This window comes from Clostridium thermosuccinogenes (assembly GCF_002896855.1).
GTDB classification, from domain to species: domain Bacteria; phylum Bacillota; class Clostridia; order Acetivibrionales; family DSM-5807; genus Pseudoclostridium; species Pseudoclostridium thermosuccinogenes.
In genome coordinates this window covers 1,210,478-1,228,687 of record NZ_CP021850.1, presented here as the reverse complement: position 1 = coordinate 1,228,687, position 18,210 = coordinate 1,210,478, and the positions used below count along the sequence as shown (strand labels likewise).

13 protein-coding genes are annotated in these 18,210 nt (G+C 42.4%); 1 reads left to right on the top strand and 12 read right to left on the bottom strand.

All coding sequences use genetic code 11. The annotated features are described in order from the left end of the window. Positions 1–23: 23 nt before the first annotated feature. The 8 genes from recJ to CDO33_RS05305 all read right to left on the bottom strand — a co-directional run bounded on the left by recJ (position 24) and on the right by CDO33_RS05305 (position 11,603). Positions 24–2,510, bottom strand: coding sequence for a single-stranded-DNA-specific exonuclease RecJ (gene recJ / locus CDO33_RS05340; protein ID WP_103081145.1), 2,487 nt, complete (start codon positions 2,508–2,510; stop codon positions 24–26). Positions 2,511–2,894: 384 nt separating this feature from the next. Continuing rightward, entirely contained in the window at positions 2,895–3,488 is a 594-nt protein-coding gene (locus CDO33_RS05335; protein WP_103081146.1) for an HD domain-containing protein, read from the bottom strand. Between the two features lie 94 nt (positions 3,489–3,582). After that, positions 3,583–4,410 (bottom strand): VanW family protein, encoded by an 828-nt coding sequence (locus CDO33_RS05330; RefSeq protein ID WP_103081147.1) that lies wholly within the window; start codon positions 4,408–4,410, stop codon positions 3,583–3,585. 297 nt (positions 4,411–4,707) lie between these two features. Next, entirely contained in the window at positions 4,708–5,670 is a 963-nt protein-coding gene (locus tag CDO33_RS05325; protein ID WP_202849491.1) for an NAD(P)-dependent oxidoreductase, read from the bottom strand. A 662-nt stretch (positions 5,671–6,332) separates the two neighbouring features. Beyond that, on the bottom strand, positions 6,333–8,438 hold the full coding sequence (locus CDO33_RS05320) for a DUF6259 domain-containing protein (protein ID WP_103081149.1): 2,106 nt from the start codon (positions 8,436–8,438) through the stop codon (positions 6,333–6,335). 222 nt (positions 8,439–8,660) lie between these two features. Next, a complete protein-coding gene (locus tag CDO33_RS05315) occupies positions 8,661–9,710 on the bottom strand; it encodes a LacI family DNA-binding transcriptional regulator (protein WP_103081150.1) in 1,050 nt (349 codons plus the stop codon). A gap of 127 nt (positions 9,711–9,837) precedes the next feature. Further along, positions 9,838–10,428 carry a ribosome biogenesis GTP-binding protein YihA/YsxC gene (yihA, locus tag CDO33_RS05310; protein ID WP_103081151.1) on the bottom strand — a complete coding sequence of 197 codons (591 nt, stop codon included), beginning with the start codon at positions 10,426–10,428 and terminating at the stop codon, positions 9,838–9,840. Positions 10,429–10,562: 134 nt separating this feature from the next. Next, on the bottom strand, positions 10,563–11,603 hold the full coding sequence (locus CDO33_RS05305) for a hypothetical protein (protein WP_103081152.1): 1,041 nt from the start codon (positions 11,601–11,603) through the stop codon (positions 10,563–10,565). 242 nt (positions 11,604–11,845) lie between these two features. On the opposite strand from CDO33_RS05305, the gene CDO33_RS05300 reads away from it, so the two are divergent. Beyond that, positions 11,846–12,781 (top strand): transposase, encoded by a 936-nt coding sequence (locus tag CDO33_RS05300; protein ID WP_161496476.1) that lies wholly within the window; start codon positions 11,846–11,848, stop codon positions 12,779–12,781. A 268-nt stretch (positions 12,782–13,049) separates the two neighbouring features. Here the strand turns inward: CDO33_RS05300 and CDO33_RS05295 are convergent, their stop codons facing one another. The 4 genes from CDO33_RS05295 to CDO33_RS05280 form a co-directional block, all read right to left on the bottom strand. Then, positions 13,050–13,637 (bottom strand): transposase, encoded by a 588-nt coding sequence (locus CDO33_RS05295; protein ID WP_103083343.1) that lies wholly within the window; start codon positions 13,635–13,637, stop codon positions 13,050–13,052. Continuing rightward, positions 13,612–14,142 (bottom strand): helix-turn-helix domain-containing protein, encoded by a 531-nt coding sequence (locus CDO33_RS05290; RefSeq protein ID WP_103083342.1) that lies wholly within the window; start codon positions 14,140–14,142, stop codon positions 13,612–13,614. Before CDO33_RS05290 ends, CDO33_RS05295 begins: the two co-directional genes overlap by 26 nt. Before the next feature lie 453 nt (positions 14,143–14,595). After that, the gene (locus tag CDO33_RS05285; protein ID WP_103083262.1) at positions 14,596–16,386 is read right to left on the bottom strand and encodes an ABC transporter ATP-binding protein; all 1,791 of its coding nucleotides are present in this window, start codon (positions 16,384–16,386) and stop codon (positions 14,596–14,598) included. Then, a complete protein-coding gene (locus CDO33_RS05280) occupies positions 16,386–18,122 on the bottom strand; it encodes an ABC transporter ATP-binding protein (RefSeq protein ID WP_103083261.1) in 1,737 nt (578 codons plus the stop codon). Before CDO33_RS05280 ends, CDO33_RS05285 begins: the two co-directional genes overlap by 1 nt. Positions 18,123–18,210: the final 88 nt, after the last annotated feature.

Sequence of the window (18,210 nt, the reverse complement as noted above, 5' to 3'; positions counted from 1 at the left end):
TAAAATCCCCCCAGTATATATTCTCAAGCTTCCTTAAGTTTTGCTTTCAACTGTTGTAAATACCTGTATGACTTTGAGTTTTCAAGGTTGGTTTTCTTTTTTCCATTGTCGGCCACCAGCAATGAAATTCTTTCCCCGCCAATCTCCCGGTATTCCATCAGCTTTAACTCATCAAATATTTCAAGGCTTCTCTTCAGTTTAAAGCTGTTCATATTTATTTTATAACTGTTTGATATGCGCCGTGACAGCATTAAAAGGCTATCCACCAGCTTGTTGTTTCTGCAGTTTGCCTTGACATACTGGTATACGGCCACCATATCCCTTCTGTCCGGTATCAGCTCATCGCTGTATATATTATCTATTAATTCATCATCAAGAAAATATATTCCGCTCTTATCAATCCTGCCTATGATGCTTTTCATATAGCTGTCCTTTACCCATCTTCCGCAAAAAACCACATTGTCTATTTTGCTAAAGTCCAGCGTATCCGGCTCCGGATTGATCAATGCATAAATTTTGCTAACATCAATGTTATAAAAAATAGTATAACAAATTTCTAACACTTTTTTAATATCTACCGAAATTTTTTTTAATAAACTCTCTATATATAATACAGTCTCCAATGTATTGGCAATGATGACCATGTTTTGCTGAGATCCGGCCAGATCTATAAACTCCTTCCTGCTGATGGGCTTCACCCTTTGCAGGATGCTGTCGCAGGACTCATTAAAAATACCGGCCTCTGCCGACTCCCTCATTTCCATGCACCGATCGAGGTTAAGATAATATTGCTCCTTTATGGCTGTTTCACTGCCGAAGCGCAAATCCCTCAAGTTCATCTGTATGGTATCAATGGAGTTCCAAGTATTTATCTCCAGGGTGCATGCGGCGTCTACCATATCTCCTGTTCTTAACACATCAGCTTTGTCACCCATGTTGAATCCTATCGCGTCAAAAAGATGTTCCTCATCCTGCAGCTTCAGCTTCAAATGCCTGTTATCCCCTACAGTCCTGATGTTGCCGATTTTAAGGTCTCGGTATACAAAAACAGGAGCCGGGTTGCCGGCGCCAAAAGGCGCTAAAGCATCCAACTCAATGATATTATCCCTGTTTAGGTCATCTTTGTCTATGCGCACATCTATCTCAATTTGGGGCATCAAATCCTCATCATTTAGAATCGAATCGGCATATTCATTAATCTTCTTCCTGAAAGCCGGCAAGTTATCCGCCGGTACAGTCAGCCCGGCAGCCTGCTCATGTCCGCCGAACCTGTCAATAAGGTCCTGGCAGTGGGTCAATGCTTCAAAGAGATCAAAGCTGTCGATGCTCCTTCCGGACCCTTTAGCAATATCCCCTTCCTTTGAAAACAATAAGCAAGGCCGGTGGTATTTTTCCGTTATTCTTGAAGCGACAATTCCAATCACTCCATGATGCCATCCTTCGCCGGCCACTACCAACACTTTTTCCTTCATATAGCTTTCATCGGCATCTATTATGGAAATTGCTTCATTGAGTATCTCCGCCTCCATATCCTGCCTCAACCTGTTTTCATCATTCAGCTGCAGAACAATGTCGGAAGCTTCTGTTTCATCCTCAGTGGTAAAAAGCCTTACCGCTCTTCTGGCATCACCCATGCGCCCTGCGGCATTTATCCTGGGAGCCATTACATAGCCTATCATCCAGGATGTAATGGGCTTGCTGTTGGGATTGCAGTTCTCCACCAGCTTTTTTAAGCCTATGTTGGCAGTATTCCGTACCTTGTCCAGTCCACAACTCACTATCACCCTGTTTTCATCCACCAGTGGCACCACGTCGGCCACAGTTCCCAGGGCAACCAGATCAAGATAATTCAAGTATTCGGTCCCCAGTCCCATCGCTATGCAGATGGCGTGGACAAGCTTAAACACCACGCCTACTCCGGCCAGATAACTGAAAGGATACTGGCTGTCAGGCCTGCATGGGCTTATCACGGCATGAGCGTCCGGTAGAATCTCCTTGCATTCATGATGATCGGTCACTATCACGTCTATCTTCCTGTTGTTAATATAGTTGACCTCATCTATAGCGGTTATACCACAATCTACCGTTATTACAAGGGATGCATTCATAGCGCATACCTTTTCTACAGTACCTGCCGTAAGCCCATAACCTTCATCTATCCGGTCCGGTATATAATAATCCACATCGGCATTCCTGGATTTCAGAAAATTGTACAATACCGATGTGCTCGTTATCCCATCCACATCATAGTCGCCATAAATTACAATTTTTTCTTTCCGCTCTATTGCCAGAATAATCCTGTCGACAGCTTTCTGCATGTCTTTCAGGAGGAAAGGATCATACAGCATGTCCAAGGAAGGGTTAAGGAATTTCTTTATGCTTTCCTTATCTTCCATGCCCCTGCTTATAAATATTTTGGCCAAAAAGCGAGATATTCCGGCATTACTGGAGACTCTGTCGATATCCTCCTGAGGAATCTCCTTGTAAAGCCATAGCTTATTATGCAGCATTGAACCACCCATTCTACGAATCGCTTTAGTTAATTATAAAGTATATACCGGTTTTATTCAATTTTTTTCAGTGCAAGACGATTAATGCCGGAGCGGCAAGTACAGATTTGAACACTCCAAACATCCTGGCATCATCACCACCGCAAAAGGCGGAAGCTGTGGTCCGCAAGCATCGAGTTGCTGTTTGGGAGCACGGCAGTAATCGAAAAGGCACACAAAAAGAAAGAGATGTTCTTCGAAATTTTTTCATTTTCTCACCTGAACATCTCTGAAATACTCTTTTAAAAGAGCTTATTCCTTTATAAAAACGTTTTTCCGGTCAAACAGCTAAGGAATATAAGGCCTTTCGGCTGTTTCTGTTTCATCAGCTTTTGATGCCAGCCTTCATTTTCCCAGATAGCCTTTCTCCACAGATTCATTGATAAATCTTTCGGCATATTCCCACATGGTCACCGAACCATCTTCAATGGCTTTATTCCTTTTTATCACCTTATCTTTAGTGACGCCATGCTCTCTCCAGGATTTTCCTTGAGTTTTGTAGTTGTGCAGCAGTGGCTGGAACCGGTCAAGGGCGGATGCAAAGCATGCTTCAGGGGTCTTTCTTTCTTCGAACTCCTCCCACAACTTTCTAATTTCTCGGGCTTGATCCTCAGGAAGGATGTTAAAAAGCCTGTTGGCAGCTTTTTGCTCCCGTTCTGCCTTATCTTCGCATGCTTTTTCATCATAACAGTACGTGTCTCCGGCATCGATTTCCACCAGGTCATGCACCAGCACCATTTTTATTACCTTCAGAAGGTCGATGTTCTTGTCCACAGCATGCTCCGAAAGCAGCATTGCCATCACAGCCAGGTGCCATGAATGCTCTGCGTCGTTTTCATGCCTTGAACCATCCATTAATATTGTCTGCCTGTTAATATGCTTAAGCTTGTCAATTTCGGTGATGAACTCCACCTGCTTTTCCAGTCTTTCGTTGAACAATTCCGTTTCCTCCTTTGAATTTCGTCAAATTTCGTCATCCTATTTGTTATTCAATTTATTCAAATCGCTTTATACCGAATGCCGGCATCTATTTTTAGCTTTCACAGGTTTCATTGGCTTCTGCAAGAAAAGGAGAATACATCATAACCGCATGATTTTCGGTAATGTATTCATCGGCTATAAGCTCTTTTGAAGCATTGTACACCCTTCTGAATATAATGTTGTGTCTCATATAGTCTCCCCAAAACTCATGGGTTATCCAATGTTTTTTCTCATAAACCTCAAAATGCCTGCCGGTTGGTTTTACAGCTCTCCATTCCCCCACCAGGTGGCTGTCGGTCAAATAGACATGGAGCTGATAGGGCATATCCGTTTCATTCAGCATTTGAAGGTCAATGTAGTTATAAACGCAGGTCGCACCGCTGCCAAAAGGCTGCGTCCTCCCCGAATCGGGAAATACATCATGGCTGTGCCGATATCTTTCCGTCACGGTAAGGGGCGTATGAAGCGTCATCCAGTATATAAGGTTTGACATCTGGCACAATCCTCCGCCCACCCCGGAGCTGACCTTTCCATTTACCAGCACCATGCCGTCCACATAACCTTTCCTGTATGTCGGCTTTCCGATCAACCGCCAGTAGGAGAAGGTCTCCCCCGGATATATCATTACACCATCCAGCTTCTTAGCCGCAATCCTGAGGTTTATGATTTTGTTGTGCTGCATCCACATGTCCACCTTATCAAGCTGTCTTACAAGGGGTGTCTTATGGGTGAATACCACTTCAGGCAGCAAAGCGGCAGCGCGTGTTTTGGCATACTTTTTACTGTTCGTACACCATTCAACATACCTTTTAAGAGTAAACCACTTCCTGCCAAGAAATATCCGAAATGGGCTCCTCTTTACAAACCTGTACTGCATCATTTCGCCCCCGTACGCACCGAAAAACACGGCTCATAATGATTTCTACAATCAATATACCACACTATTCCAGCTAATGCCACCTTGCGTTTGCGTTAGCCTATACGCACGGTTCTTTTAAGAAAGGCTTGGGGGGCGCTCCTTTATATTTTGCATTTTCAGTAAACAGTCGGTTAAAGGACACCTCTTTGTGAGGTCCCGGATGGTTTCCGGGACATCCCTTTTCCTTTTCATAGTCAGTTAATAGCCTGCAGTGCTGTCGCAACGGTTATGGGGACGTTCCTTTTTATTTATATTCTGTCAATAGCCTGCTGCACGGTCAACAACATTGATAAGGCTTCTGCCGTTCATAAAGGCTTCCAGATTATCCGCACTTATTTTCACTATCCGTTCGTGAGTCTCTTTCAAACTGTAGCCACCGGAAACATGGGGCGTTATGATGGCATTCTTTATCTTCCACAGCCTGTGATCCTTTGGCAGAGGTTCAGGATCGGTGACATCCAGGGCTGCACCAAAAAGATGCCCGCTTTCCAAAGCATCACACAAGGCTTCAGTATCGATGGCATTCCCGCGTCCGACATTGATCAGCACAGCGTCCTGCTTCATCAGCTTCAATGTCTCCTGGTTTATAATCTTATCCGTCAGTTTTGTAGCCGGCAGGCTCAGGGCAACTACATCTGCCCGGGGCAGCAACTCTTCCAGCTTATCCATTAAGTAAAGCTCATCTAAATAATCCGGTTTTTCAGCTTCCCTTCTCCGAATGCCTATCGTGTATGCACCAAGAGCTTTCATCCTCTTGGCAAACTCACCGCCGATATCTCCAACTCCTACAATCAGGGCAGTGGAGTTATAAATCGCTTTCACTTGTCCCTCATAGGACCATTTACCCTCTTTTTGATTATCCCGGTAAAGGTATAGCCTTTTATAAAGCTCCAGCAGAACCCCCAACATATATTCGGATATGGCGAGGCCGTAGGCACCCGATGCATTGGTCAGCAAAACTCTTTCCGGCAGCACATCAGTTTTTGCATAATCACCCACTCCGGCGCTCTCCAGTTGCAGCCACTCAAGCCTTTCCGAACCTTTTACCATGTCCACGGGAGGATTTCCGATTATGATATCAGCCTTTTGAACTTGATCTTTGTCAAGCGATTTGCGGGATGCATATGTAAAGTTTGCGGAGGGCGCTTTTTCCTCCAGCAGCTTTTTATGCTCCTCATTCACAGGTATCAGAACTAGTATGTTTTTTTCCAATAATATCACTCCATCTGTTTGCACATCTTTTTATTATATTATTCCACAGATGGGGACACTTCTCAACTATTAACGGAGACATTTCTCAACTCTCAAACTACTCTGATGGTTGAAACATTTCTGGTCTTAATGGGACATTAATAGGGACATTTCTCAACTATGCATACTACTCACAGCTAAATAAATCAACAGGGACATTTCTTAATTATATATATTAATTAATGGGGACATTTCTTAACTATAAATACTATTTATAGTCAAGTCATGATTTTATGAGGATAGTTGCCGGTGCGAGACTTGATGGGGCATTTACCAATTATCCTTATTTACTCATAGTCAGATTATGATTTTGTAAGGACAGTTACTGGTATAACGCTTAAAATACTGGGAATATAAGAATCATTATCTACATGAAAATACTTCTTTCATTGTTTTGCAACTATCTGCAAATCCATGTATCACAAGTTGAGAACTGTCCCCAAAAAAGTACCCAAAATAAAATGCCCCAATTCAGCCTGTATAATAGCACTAAGGATTGAATCAGGGCAAATATTTGGTCTAAATATAGACCTACGAATGTGGCTGGAATTCACTTATCCGATAATTACCCGAGCTCTTATGAATATGTTTATGTTAACTCTCTTTTAAATACAATATATTTTTAAAAATTACTATACTCCTTCATCAATTACAACTGCAGCCGAACAGGGAGGAATAGTTATTCCGGAAGAAGCATCTTTCCATTCCGGATGGTCTACCAGACGGTATTTGCGCAGCAACGCTCCATTTTCAAGCCTGGCTTGTACCCTGATAGTGTTTCTCTCATCGTAGTTGCATATCACCAGACCTGCCTTTCCTGTCTTTCTGCTTATGAAAACCGAATAAGGAGTGTGGGGATTTCCGTCCTGTAAGGTAACCTCAGCACCGCATTCATGCCTGAATTCGCCATCCCAGAAATACTCTCTGAGTTCCATCCTCAATGCATCCATCTTCTTTCCATATTCCAGAGTATCCGGAAAGTCTTCAAGCCTGCCTTTGAAATTGTACGGCTCATAACTGATAATATATTTATACGTCAGGCATTGGTTTATCATGTTTCGGTCATTAAAGCCCGTGACAGCTGTCATCAGCGGCACATCAGGCAGCATATAGCGTGTGAGTGGAATATGCTTTTTGCTCTCGCTTCGGTGATAGGAAAGATGATAGGCTTCAAACTCCCAATCATAGCAAGCCTCGCCGGCGAATAAGAATTCCTTGTTTTCAGGAGTCAGAAGGCTAAAATTCTCAATAAGTTTCCTGTCATTGGCGTACACGGGAGCAGCATAGCGGTGTCCGTGACTTTTATCAAAGCAAAGCAGCGCAGGGCTGTGATGCAGGCATTCATCAAACAAAATGCCATCTGCTCCAAGGTCAACCATTTTCTTAAATTCCCGGTTGCAAATTTCAAGATACTCTTCACTCAAAAAGCACATGGGAATAAGACGCTTTGTGTTTATATCCAAAAGCTGTGTTGCTGTCTGATAATGGTAGCCTCCATAGTGATAATAGTCTCCGTACGGGTCCTTGACAGCCAGGCGTTTCAAGTCGTTGCGGAACCATTCGGTCGCTCTGTCTGCCCAGGTGAATTTCGCGAAAAGTATCACCTTTACACCCATAGCTTGAATCTTTGCAATCGCTTCCTTCAAGTCTTCAAAGGTTCCAAGACGGGGATCCGGGTCATGGGAAGGGTTACCTTGATCCTGTCCACCATCATTCCAGCCGACCAGTTGAATGGCTTTCACACCATGCCGAGCACAATCCTCGCCGATTTTCACCAAATCGCGGAAAGACATCCTCAATTCGTCCTCCGGAGAATTGATGTGGATTTGCTGCCAGGAGTGCGGTTGCTTAACCCACTCAGGAAGCTCAGGTGTTTTCATCCAGCTGCTGCGCCATGCCTTGTATATATCCACACCTTTCTGCCAGCCGCCTGTAAAAGCTTCCAGGGCAACCGGAGTCAATTTCCGGGTTTCTCCGGGTAGAATGAAGGGCAGGTGCACGGCTGCAAACCTTATGGAAACTTCTTTACCCCCAATCACCGATTCTTCCGGCACACGGGAATCGATTGAGCTTCCGTATCCAGGACGCAGTTCGGTATGCCATGCCACCAACTCCGCACTAGCCTCGCAAATCCCTGCGTACAGCCCTTGTTTTTCCCCTCTCAGAAGTATGAACGGTGACATAGGGCTTCCGCCGTATTGCGTTCCGGGGCTGAACTGTGTAGGATAGTCCACACCGAAATATCCGCGCAAATTTTGAAATGTAGGCCACAGAGACCATTCCTGGGCTGTTGCATAGCTATACAAAAAGGTCTTGAACCATTTTTCTTCCGGTGGGTGCTGCACATCACCCAGATAAGGGCAATATACATTTTCTACTGTATATTGCGAGTTATTGCTGATGCTCATTGCAAATACAGCTTGACGTTGCGTCAAACTTACTTTTAAGACTATGTTAATGTCATGCTTTCCACCGTATTCCGAAGTTACTCCATCCCAGGTAAAAGTCGCTGTTCTTTTATCTGGTGAGACCTCAATTGCAGCAGGTATCTGCTTTTCTCCATACACAGGATTATTGCGTCTTCCGGGCATAGGTACCATCAAACGGTAAGACAGGCCCAAACTCGGCCGGTTTAGGATTTCCCATCCTGTTTTTACCGCCGTAAGCCGTATGAGTGTGGCGTATGTGCTATCAAACTCCAGACGCAAATTTTCATTTTCCAGTGTAATTGTGCTCATAAAAGATTCCCTCCCGATATTTCTATATTATAAGCTTAACCGCTTTACAGCCTTAACTTGACAAGGATTCATTCTTAAGCCAGGATCATTTTGGCAGCATAAAGGACTTACCCTTTTCTAGAAAAACGTTTTTATGCCTTTATTTATTCATATACCTGTTTCAAGCCTTCGGGAATTTTCCAAATTGCAGTATCTTAAAATCCAAACGTTATATGCAGCTTATTACCATCCATAGAGATCCCAATTCTTATCACCTTTCAAATCCGTTGACTGCCGTACAACCAGGTTGATCGGAAGTTCGATGCAGGCTGTTTCACACAATCTGTTCTCCATGCGTTTAATCAAAGTCTCCACCGCACTGCTACCCAGCTTATATTTCGGTACATTGATGGTGGTCAGCGATGGCTCAACAATTGAGGATACAAATGTGTTATCAAAACCGATCACTTTGATGTGTTCAGGAATACTGTACCCATGTTCCTTGATTGCTTTTATGGCACCAATTGCCATTTGATCATTGGCTGCAAATATTCCGTCAAAATCCACCCCGTTTATCAACAACTGTTTGGTAGCCTGATAGCCGCTTAAGGGTGAATAGTCCCCCTTAACAAGCCTCGCATCATCCAGATCTAAACCTCTCTTTTGAAGCTCATTTCTGTACCCCTGAAGCCGTTCCAATGCCATAAAGGAATTTGCCGGACCAGCGATATGCGCAACCTTTCTGCAGCCACATTCTATCAAATGTCTGGCAGCCATGCTGCCCCCTTCCGCGTTATTCACCACCACTGAATCTATAGGAAAGTCATCAATTCTTCTTTCAATACTCACAACGGGTATTCGTTTCTTTCCACTCCCCAGGCAGCATAACTCTTTGAAATAGCACTGCTGTCCCGCATCGGCCACCGAATCCAAAATTATGCCATCCAGCTGGCTGTTTTCCATCATTTGGACAAAACGTTTTTCCATATCGAAGCTGTCATTGGAGTTGCAAAAAGTTATGCTATACCCATTCCTGGTAGCTGTATCCTGAATGCCTTTGATAACCTGGGGAAAAAACACTCTGTTTATATCTGTGATGATAACCCCGATAGACATGGTCTTTTTGCTTTTCAGGCTCCTTGCCACCGGGTCCACCTCATAATTCAAATCGGTGATTGCTTTGTTCACTCTTTCACGAAGCTCATCGCTCACATACTTAGTGCCATTGATTACATTGGATACAGTGGAAATCGAAACTCCTGCTTTTTTTGCGACATCTTTGATATTTGCCATTCTCTATCCCAGCCTTTTTTGAAAAAACGTTTTTCTATGAAGTTATTTTATATCATACCGGTGCAATATGCAACAAATTCTTTATACACTACCCACCGTTTAGCAGAAATCCTCTTCTCTATAAAATCTAAATACCGCTTATCGATTCTTCAATCATCGTCCACAGCTCATCCCTGCCCGCTCCGTTCTCTGAAGAATAAGGTATAATCTTTACCTCATCGGGCACTCCCAACGCATCCTTTATTTCCTTGAGCCTTGGCTTTATGGCAGAACGGCTTATTTTATCCGCCTTTGAAGCTACCACCACATGCCGGACCATGTTGGCAGCCAGCCATTCATACATGATTTTATCGTCCTGGGTAGGCTTGTGCCGTATGTCTACAAGCATTATTATAAGTTGGATATTCTCCCTCGTATTTAAATAGGTTTCCACAATGTTTCCCCAGGATGCTTTCATAGTTTTGGATACACCGGCATATCCATAACCGGGCAAGTCTACGAGATACAATTTATCATCAATGTTATAAAAGTTTATAACCCTAGTTTTCCCTGGTGTGCTGCCAACTCGTGCAAGACTTTTTCTGTTGGCCAGTGAGTTTATGATCGATGACTTTCCTACATTCGATCGTCCTACAAATACAACTTCCTGCAGATTCTTTTCTGGATACTGCTCCGGCTTAACAGCTGTTGCCTCAAGTTTAGCGTTTTTTACCACCATCGTACAAACTCCTTTTCCGTATTTTAATGTTAAACAAAATGATATTAGCTTCTGAATTGATGCTTGAATATCATTATAACATAATTGTTGATTTTATATCCATTTGAGAGAGAAGATGGCCTTCTGAATCAGATTTAGATATAGCTGAGATATCCTTTTATGCCGTCATTGCATAGGACATTAATTCTCTTGCCAAAAAAGCCTTTGTACTTTTGAGGAGTGCTGCTGCTGTTGAGCAAAACTACATCTATCAATAAGTCCTTTTTTCTCATATGCCTTAGCTTCAGCTCCGCAATTTTCAAAAGGTGCTTGAACTCATAATCGGCTTCCGGCAAAGAATATCCAATAAAAATCCACCTGTCGGAATCCGCAAGCACCTCTTCAGCTTTTTCCCATATGCGCGGAAAAGAATTGGCCCGAAAGGATTTCCTGTAACTGAAGGTTGCAATGTGGGAAGAAACTATATTACCGCAGATCCTGCATTTTTTACCTGACAGTATCTTCTCCTTGCCCGAAACCTTTCGCAGTTCATCAAAAAGCTCAAAATCAATATTTTGGAATCCACCTTTTTCCAATAAAGAAAAGCTGTCATTCTGATCATGAAACAAAGCCCTGCAGTTGTCGCAATATAACCAGTTGCATGAACCATGCACCTTTATAACTTTAACCCTATCCTTTGAGAGGCCGTCATTTTCCCAATCGTAGCCTCCGCTGCAATAGTCAACACCAGTATCCGGCAAAACCATCCTAATATATTTTTCCAGAACAGTATCCCAGTTAAGCACTATATAGCTGGTTTCATAGGTCTTGCTCAGCTTATGCACCAATGCCGACACATCCTTAGATGGTATGAAAGATTTTTCAAGTATGGTAAACACCCGGTAAACCAGCAGTCTTCTGATAGTTCTAAGGTGAACAGGCGAGTATTTTATTCCCAGGTGATGTCCTGAATTTGTGGAAATATCTAAACAGGTGAGAATATCATCCAGGTTGGGCATGTTCTGGCTTCCATCGTAGTTAAAAACCTCCTCCATGAATTTTTTGAGCACCTCCGATACGGCAGCCTCAAATTCGCCTTCATATCCGTTGGTTACCAGCATCCCTGGTATTTCTGACTGTATCGGTATGCCGGAGTTTTTTGAAAAACCGGCACCCAGTATAAGCGCTGCTTTCATACTACCTCCTTTATTGGGGACACTTCTCAACTAACCAAGTTTTTCTCCTTTAGTAGAGACTTTCTTATTTAAATAGATTTAATCAAAAAACTCTTTACCAAACATTTGTTCTGTGTTAAAATATAATTAATTCTATTATTATCTATTACTGGTAAACACTATTAAATAAGGATTCAAACGTATGTAACCCTATACAAACTAGTATGTTGCAGTTGAAAAATAATATGTTTGGTGGTGTATGCATGCCGAGGAAATCCCGCGAGAAGTACCCTGAAGCGATTTATCATATTATGTGCCGAAGCGAGTCAGAGTTTTTGCTTTTTCGGGATGATAATGACAAGGAGCATTATCTAAGTCTCCTGAAAAGATATACTGACAAATATAAATGCAGCATATATGCCTATTGTCTTATGGACAACCATTTGCACCTACATCTGGACCCAAAGGGTTTTGATGTGTCAAAATTCATGCAGAGCCTAAATACAGCTTATGTCAGGTACTATAACAATAAGTATGCAAGACATGGGCATGTATTTCAAGGCAGATTTGAAAGCAGAATACTGGATACCGATGAATACAACCTTGCAGTTTCAGCCTACATACACAACAATCCTCATTCTATTGAAGGCTTTGCCGGCAGAGAGGAGAATTATAAATACTCTTCTTACGGAGTTTACCTGGGACTTAGAGAAGATTTGCACAAGCTGGTGGACATGAGCTTTATAATGGGGCTTTTTAATATAAATGAACCATCAGTATTTGCAGAGAAGTACTATGCCTTTGTAAGTCATCAAAGGGATATCGGAAGCTTTAAAGAGCTTAAGAAGCAATTGTCAAGTGCTGTAAAATATGAATACATAAGTGGAAGGCAAGTTGTGTTAAGGGACTTATCGCCTTCAAAAGTCATTTCATATATTTCTGATAAGCTGCTGATGCCAGAAAAACACATAAAAACAGCCAACCTCAAGCGAAAAACTCATGAAGCCAGAGCATTCATGGCCTATGTGCTGAAGGTGCTGTGCGGACTTGGATACAAGGAAATATGCAGCAACATATATAACATTACCCTTTCAGGATGCTCGAAGCTCTGCGAGCGAGGGTATGAACTGTTAAATGCCAAAAATCCTGCATATGAAAATATTTTCAACGATTTGATAAATTGCAGTGTGTCCTGGTAAGAAATTACCTTTCATTACGGAATTCATCATCAGAAAACTTAGTCCACACGTTATGCATGTTTTTTCACATATTTTCATGATTTTTCAAATATTTTTATGTATTATTCAAATATACAGCTTATGCTCATGCCTTTATTTTAGTGCCTGCATATATAAATAAAAAGCTTGGATCAGCCTATGTCATGTTATATCATGCCAAACCTGTCCAAGCTTTTTAACTTTAACTATAGATAACGAACATTAAAGCCTACAATTGCCAAATTGGCAATCATGGAAAGTAGTTCCGGGCATATAGCCGATGCCTAACCTCATCAGGATGAGCTTTAATATATGCCTCAAAACGATTTACTAAATGCAATAGTTCCTGTTCGTTCTTTACAGCAGAGGCTTGTGCAATAAAGTTTTTCATCCAGTGCCACATCTCCTCTTGAGGATTCAGGTGTGGAGAATAAGGAGGTTGATGCAACACTATTAAATCACTTTTATGAGCCTCAACAAACTCTTGTATCAAAGGGCCTTTATGAATCGGAGAATTATCCCACTGGACAAAGGTGGTAGAAATCCCTCTTGCTTTATCATAGTCCAGTAAACGCTCCATATATTTGACCACATGAGCTGCTGTCAAAGAGCCTTCTTTTTTGGAGTATACATCGTACACAAAACCCATATGATTCAGTACTTCCGTAGCTCCAATGATATTGATGCCCTTATGACAGCCGTTACACTCAATTTCTGTAGGTTTGCCTACAGGACTCCAGGAATAAAAGTTGTTGGATTCGAGCCTTTTACTGGTTTCATCCTGACACCACAGGGAGACATCTCCTAAAGGCTCAATTATATCCAATACAACTGACATTTTTTTTAAAGCTTTCCTGAAGCTTTGGGTCTCCCTTGCTCGGTTTATAAACACCCCTTTTGTACGAGAAACCAAGATTAGCCAGTATTTTACGGATCCAGGTGTCGGAATATTCTTTTCCCCAGTGGTCTTCTACATACCTGACTAACAACTTGGCGTTCCACCGGTTTTGTTCATAGCCGAACTCATGAGGACTCTTACTGGTAACTATATTGCGGATATCCTCTACCATTTCATCGGTGACAGTACTTTCAATATTGCCGCCCCGCAGGTCGGCGATGCAAGCAATACCGCTATCGTTCCAGTTGTTGATATATGACACAATGGTTGCGTTACATTTACTCAAGGTATCTGCAATAACCTGCGTATGGATACCCTTATGCCTCATGATTACAGCTTTGACGACGTCTCTGGTATAATTACTGTCAGAACTATTGGCTATTAAATTTAAGTCATCTATCGTTAATCCATAAAGTGATTTAACCTCAACACATTTTCTACCCATTATACATTCCCCCTGCCCTATATTGTAAGGGCTTCGGAGGAAAATTGCACAGGATAATTTTAACTATATAGTTCGTTATCTATAACAATGAATGTAAAATATAAACCGGGAAACACCTTAAAAATATTATCGCTTCTATTGCTTAATCTCATCTCATATTTCTATCACAATGTTGAGATATATCTCTTCTTTAGAAAAATACTCCGTCTTATATTTTTTTGCTTTTTGTAGCTTATCTCTTTTACTTATTTGAGAAATGTCCCTTTTTTCGAAACCCTGCAGTTTCATTTTTCCGGGGAAATATAGCTTTGAGTTTCAAGTTTTATTGTTCTGAAGAAACATTCCCTTATTCAAATGTCCCCTCTTTCTAGTTCTCGAGAAACATCCCCTTGTGCTTTAAGTTGAGAACTGTCCCCTAAGTTGAGAACTGTCCCCATTATGTGCACATCACGTTCAAACCGCTTCCTCTTCCAGGAACTTGAACTGCGCCATATACAGCTGATAATACAGATCCTTATTCTTCAAAAGCTGCTCGTGGGTTCCCATCTCTCTTATACAACCATTATCGATAACCATGATCCTGTCCGCGCTTTGTATGGTAGACAGCCTGTGAGCAATGACAAAGGAGGTTCTCCCTTTCAGCAGGCTTTTTATTCCCTGCTGTATCAGCCGCTCAGTATGAGTATCTATGCTGGCGGTTGCCTCATCCAGTATCAATATCCTGGGGTTGGCAAGCAAAGCCCTGGCGAAGGCAATAAGCTGCCTCTGTCCTGCTGAGAGTCTTGAACCTCTTTCATTTACCTGAGTGTCATAGCCTTTTTCCATCTTCATGATGAATTCATGAGCGCTTACAGCTTTTGCGGCAGCTATAATCTCCTCGTCCGTCGCATCCAGCTTTCCGTACCTTATGTTATCTTTAATGGTTCCGGAAAACAGGAAGGTATCCTGCATCATAACTCCCATCTGGCTTCTTAGGCTTTCTATCGTCACTTTTTTGACATCATAACCGTCTATGGACACTGTTCCTTCCTGAGTCTCATAGAACCGGCTTATAAGGTTTACTATGGTGGTCTTTCCCATACCTGTAGGGCCTACAAGAGCTATGGTCTCACCGGCTTTTACATCAAAAGAAACATTTTTCAACACCGGATTCTGTCCATCATAGCTGAAAGTAACATTTTTGAAGCTCACATTTCCTTTTATCTTGGGCATGGTTAAAGCTTTTGCATCGTTTTTTATGTCCGGCTCGATATCCATTATTTCAAATATGCGTTCAGCGCCTGCTATGTTTGTTAAGAGCGTGTTATAAAAATTGCTTATATTCATTATCGGCTGCCAGAATATGGACACATATCCCGTAAAGGCAACCAACAAGCCTACGGTAATATCCTGTGCTTCGATCAGGCGCATTCCGTACCAGTATACTACTACCGTTCCTACACCCCAAGACATCTCTACCATCGGCCAAAAAGAGTCGTTTATCCGCACTGCCTTCATAAAAGCATCCCTTGTAGCTTTAAGGAGATCCAGAAAGGTCTTGCTCGTTTCTTCCTCAGCCGTAAAGCTCTGCACAACCCTGATGCCCGAAAAATCTTCATGGGTAAAGGCATTCAAGTTGGAATTCTTCTTCCTGAACATTTGCCAGCGCTTCCTTGATGTCGTTTCTACCAAAAACATGCCTGCTGCGAGAAACGGCAATGTTACAAACGAAGCCAGAGCCAGCTTGTAATTCATAGAAAGCATAATTATCATAACAGCTATTATTTTTGTCACTTCAGGAATAAGGCTTGTAATACTATTGGTAAAAAGGTCGTTCAGTGAGTTTACATCCCCTATTATCCTGGCCAGTATTTTGCCCACCGGCCGCTCATCGAAAAAGGAAAAGGACAACTTCTGTATATGATTGTAAAGCTCCTGCCGGATAGTCATAAGCACCTTGTTAGTGACTCCCGACATAATCTTTATTCTCATTCTTGAACACACCATGGACACCACATTTAAGGCTACCATCACCGCGCTTAATACCAGCAATCCTACTACATCCTTATTGGCAATGAACCTGTCTATCCCGAGCTTTAAAAAGTAAGGGTTAAAAAGCTCTACGGTTATAACCAGGCCAATGAGGAGGAGCACCTGCAATATCGGCAGCTTATATGGTTTCAAGTAAGCAAAAAGCCTTCTTACCACCTGTATGCTGACCGTTTCTTTGGTAAGTTCATCTTCTTTAAAATTGTTGACAGCCATTATACCACCTCTTCCTCCAGCATATCTTCAGCACAGTTAAACTGCTCGCAGTATGTCTCATAGTATCTGCCCTTGAGCTTAAGGAGCTGCTTGTGATTACCCCTTTCCACAATCTCACCGTTATCAATTATCAATATCTCGTCAGCATTTTTGACTGCCGATATTCTATGGGCAATGATGAACTTAGTCATACCTTTTCTGCTTTCCAGTGCTTTTTGTATTTCATATTCGGTTTCCATATCCAGGGCAGATGTGGCATCATCGAGAATCAATATCTTCCGCCCCTTTGACAGAGCTCTGGCTATTGATATCCTCTGCTTTTGCCCTCCGGACAAACCAATGCCTCTTTCCCCCACAACAGTCTTAAAGCCATCCTTCATCTGCTCTGTAAACTCGGTGACCTTTGCGTCTTCCGAAGCTTTTATCAGCTCTTCTTCGGACAAGCTGCTGGATCCAAACCTTATGTTTTCTTCTATTGTGTCCGAGAACAGGAAAGTATCCTGCATCACTATCGCTATCTGGTCCCTGAGAGTTTTCAGGTCCATATCCTTTACGTCAACTCCGTCCACGCACACACTTCCCGATGTGCAGTCATAAAACCTTCCAATCAGGTTGATGATGGAGCTTTTTCCCGAGCCTGTCAAACCCATGATGGCTATGGTTGATCCCGGCTTGGCATCGATGTTGATGTTCTTCAGCACCGGTACTCCGCCGAATTCCAGACCAACATTTTTAAATTCCACATGACCCTCGAATTTAGCCGGGGTTTTCGGATTTTCAGGACTGCGGATTTCCGGCTTCTCGTCAAATATCTTGTTTATCTTGGCGAGAGATGCCTTACATTGAGCCAGAACATTCGTAATCCATCCGATACTTCTCACAGGCCAGATGAGCATGTATACATAGTTGGTGAAGGCAACAAGGGTTCCTATCGATATCTCATCTCCGATGACGAAAAATCCTCCCACTCCGGTCACCAGAACAATAACTACATTGGACAGAAGCTCTATTTTCGGGAAGAAATCCGCCCACACCTTTGCCTGTTCCACATTGAGCCTGTAATTTTCCTTATTCTGCTCAAAAAACTTGTTAATTTCATACTTTTCCCGCGCAAAAGCCTTTACCAGTCTTACTCCGGCAATATTTTCCTGTGCGGTGGTATTCAGCACAGCTCTTTGGTCGCTAAGCCGCCCATAAGCCTCACCTATCTTTTTTTCCAGTTTTACGGCTATCTGAGCGATAAAGGGCATTATGAGCACGCTGATTAATGCCAGCTTCCAGTTAAGAGTAAAGAGCATAACCGAAGCTACGACGAAATATATGACCTGCTCAATAAACAAGGAAATACCATAACCTGCTCCGGCCATGACATTTTCAGTATCATCCTTTATCCTCGACATCAGCTCTCCCGTATTTGTGCTGTCAAAAAATGAAAAGGATAATGATTGTATATGGTCAAACAAATCTTTTCTCAGCTTTAATACAATTTTTGAACTGGCGTAATCAAAAGCATACTGCTTGATATAGCCAAGTACGGTACGCACGACTGTTATTCCTGCAAGAGCAAGCAGTGCTCCTTTTAGCAGTTCCGATTTTCCTGCTGCTATAACATCGTCCACAATGACTTTTACAATGTAAGGGTTGAACATATCCAATGCCATTGCTACAACCAATGATGTTATTCCTGCTATGTACCAGCAGATATTACCCCTGATATATCTGGCAAGTCTCTTCATATGATTCCTCCTTTTTTAGAAACAAAATCATAACCACCCGTCCAACGGGTGGTTTGCTCTACCCCTATAAGGGGATGTTACCGGCCAG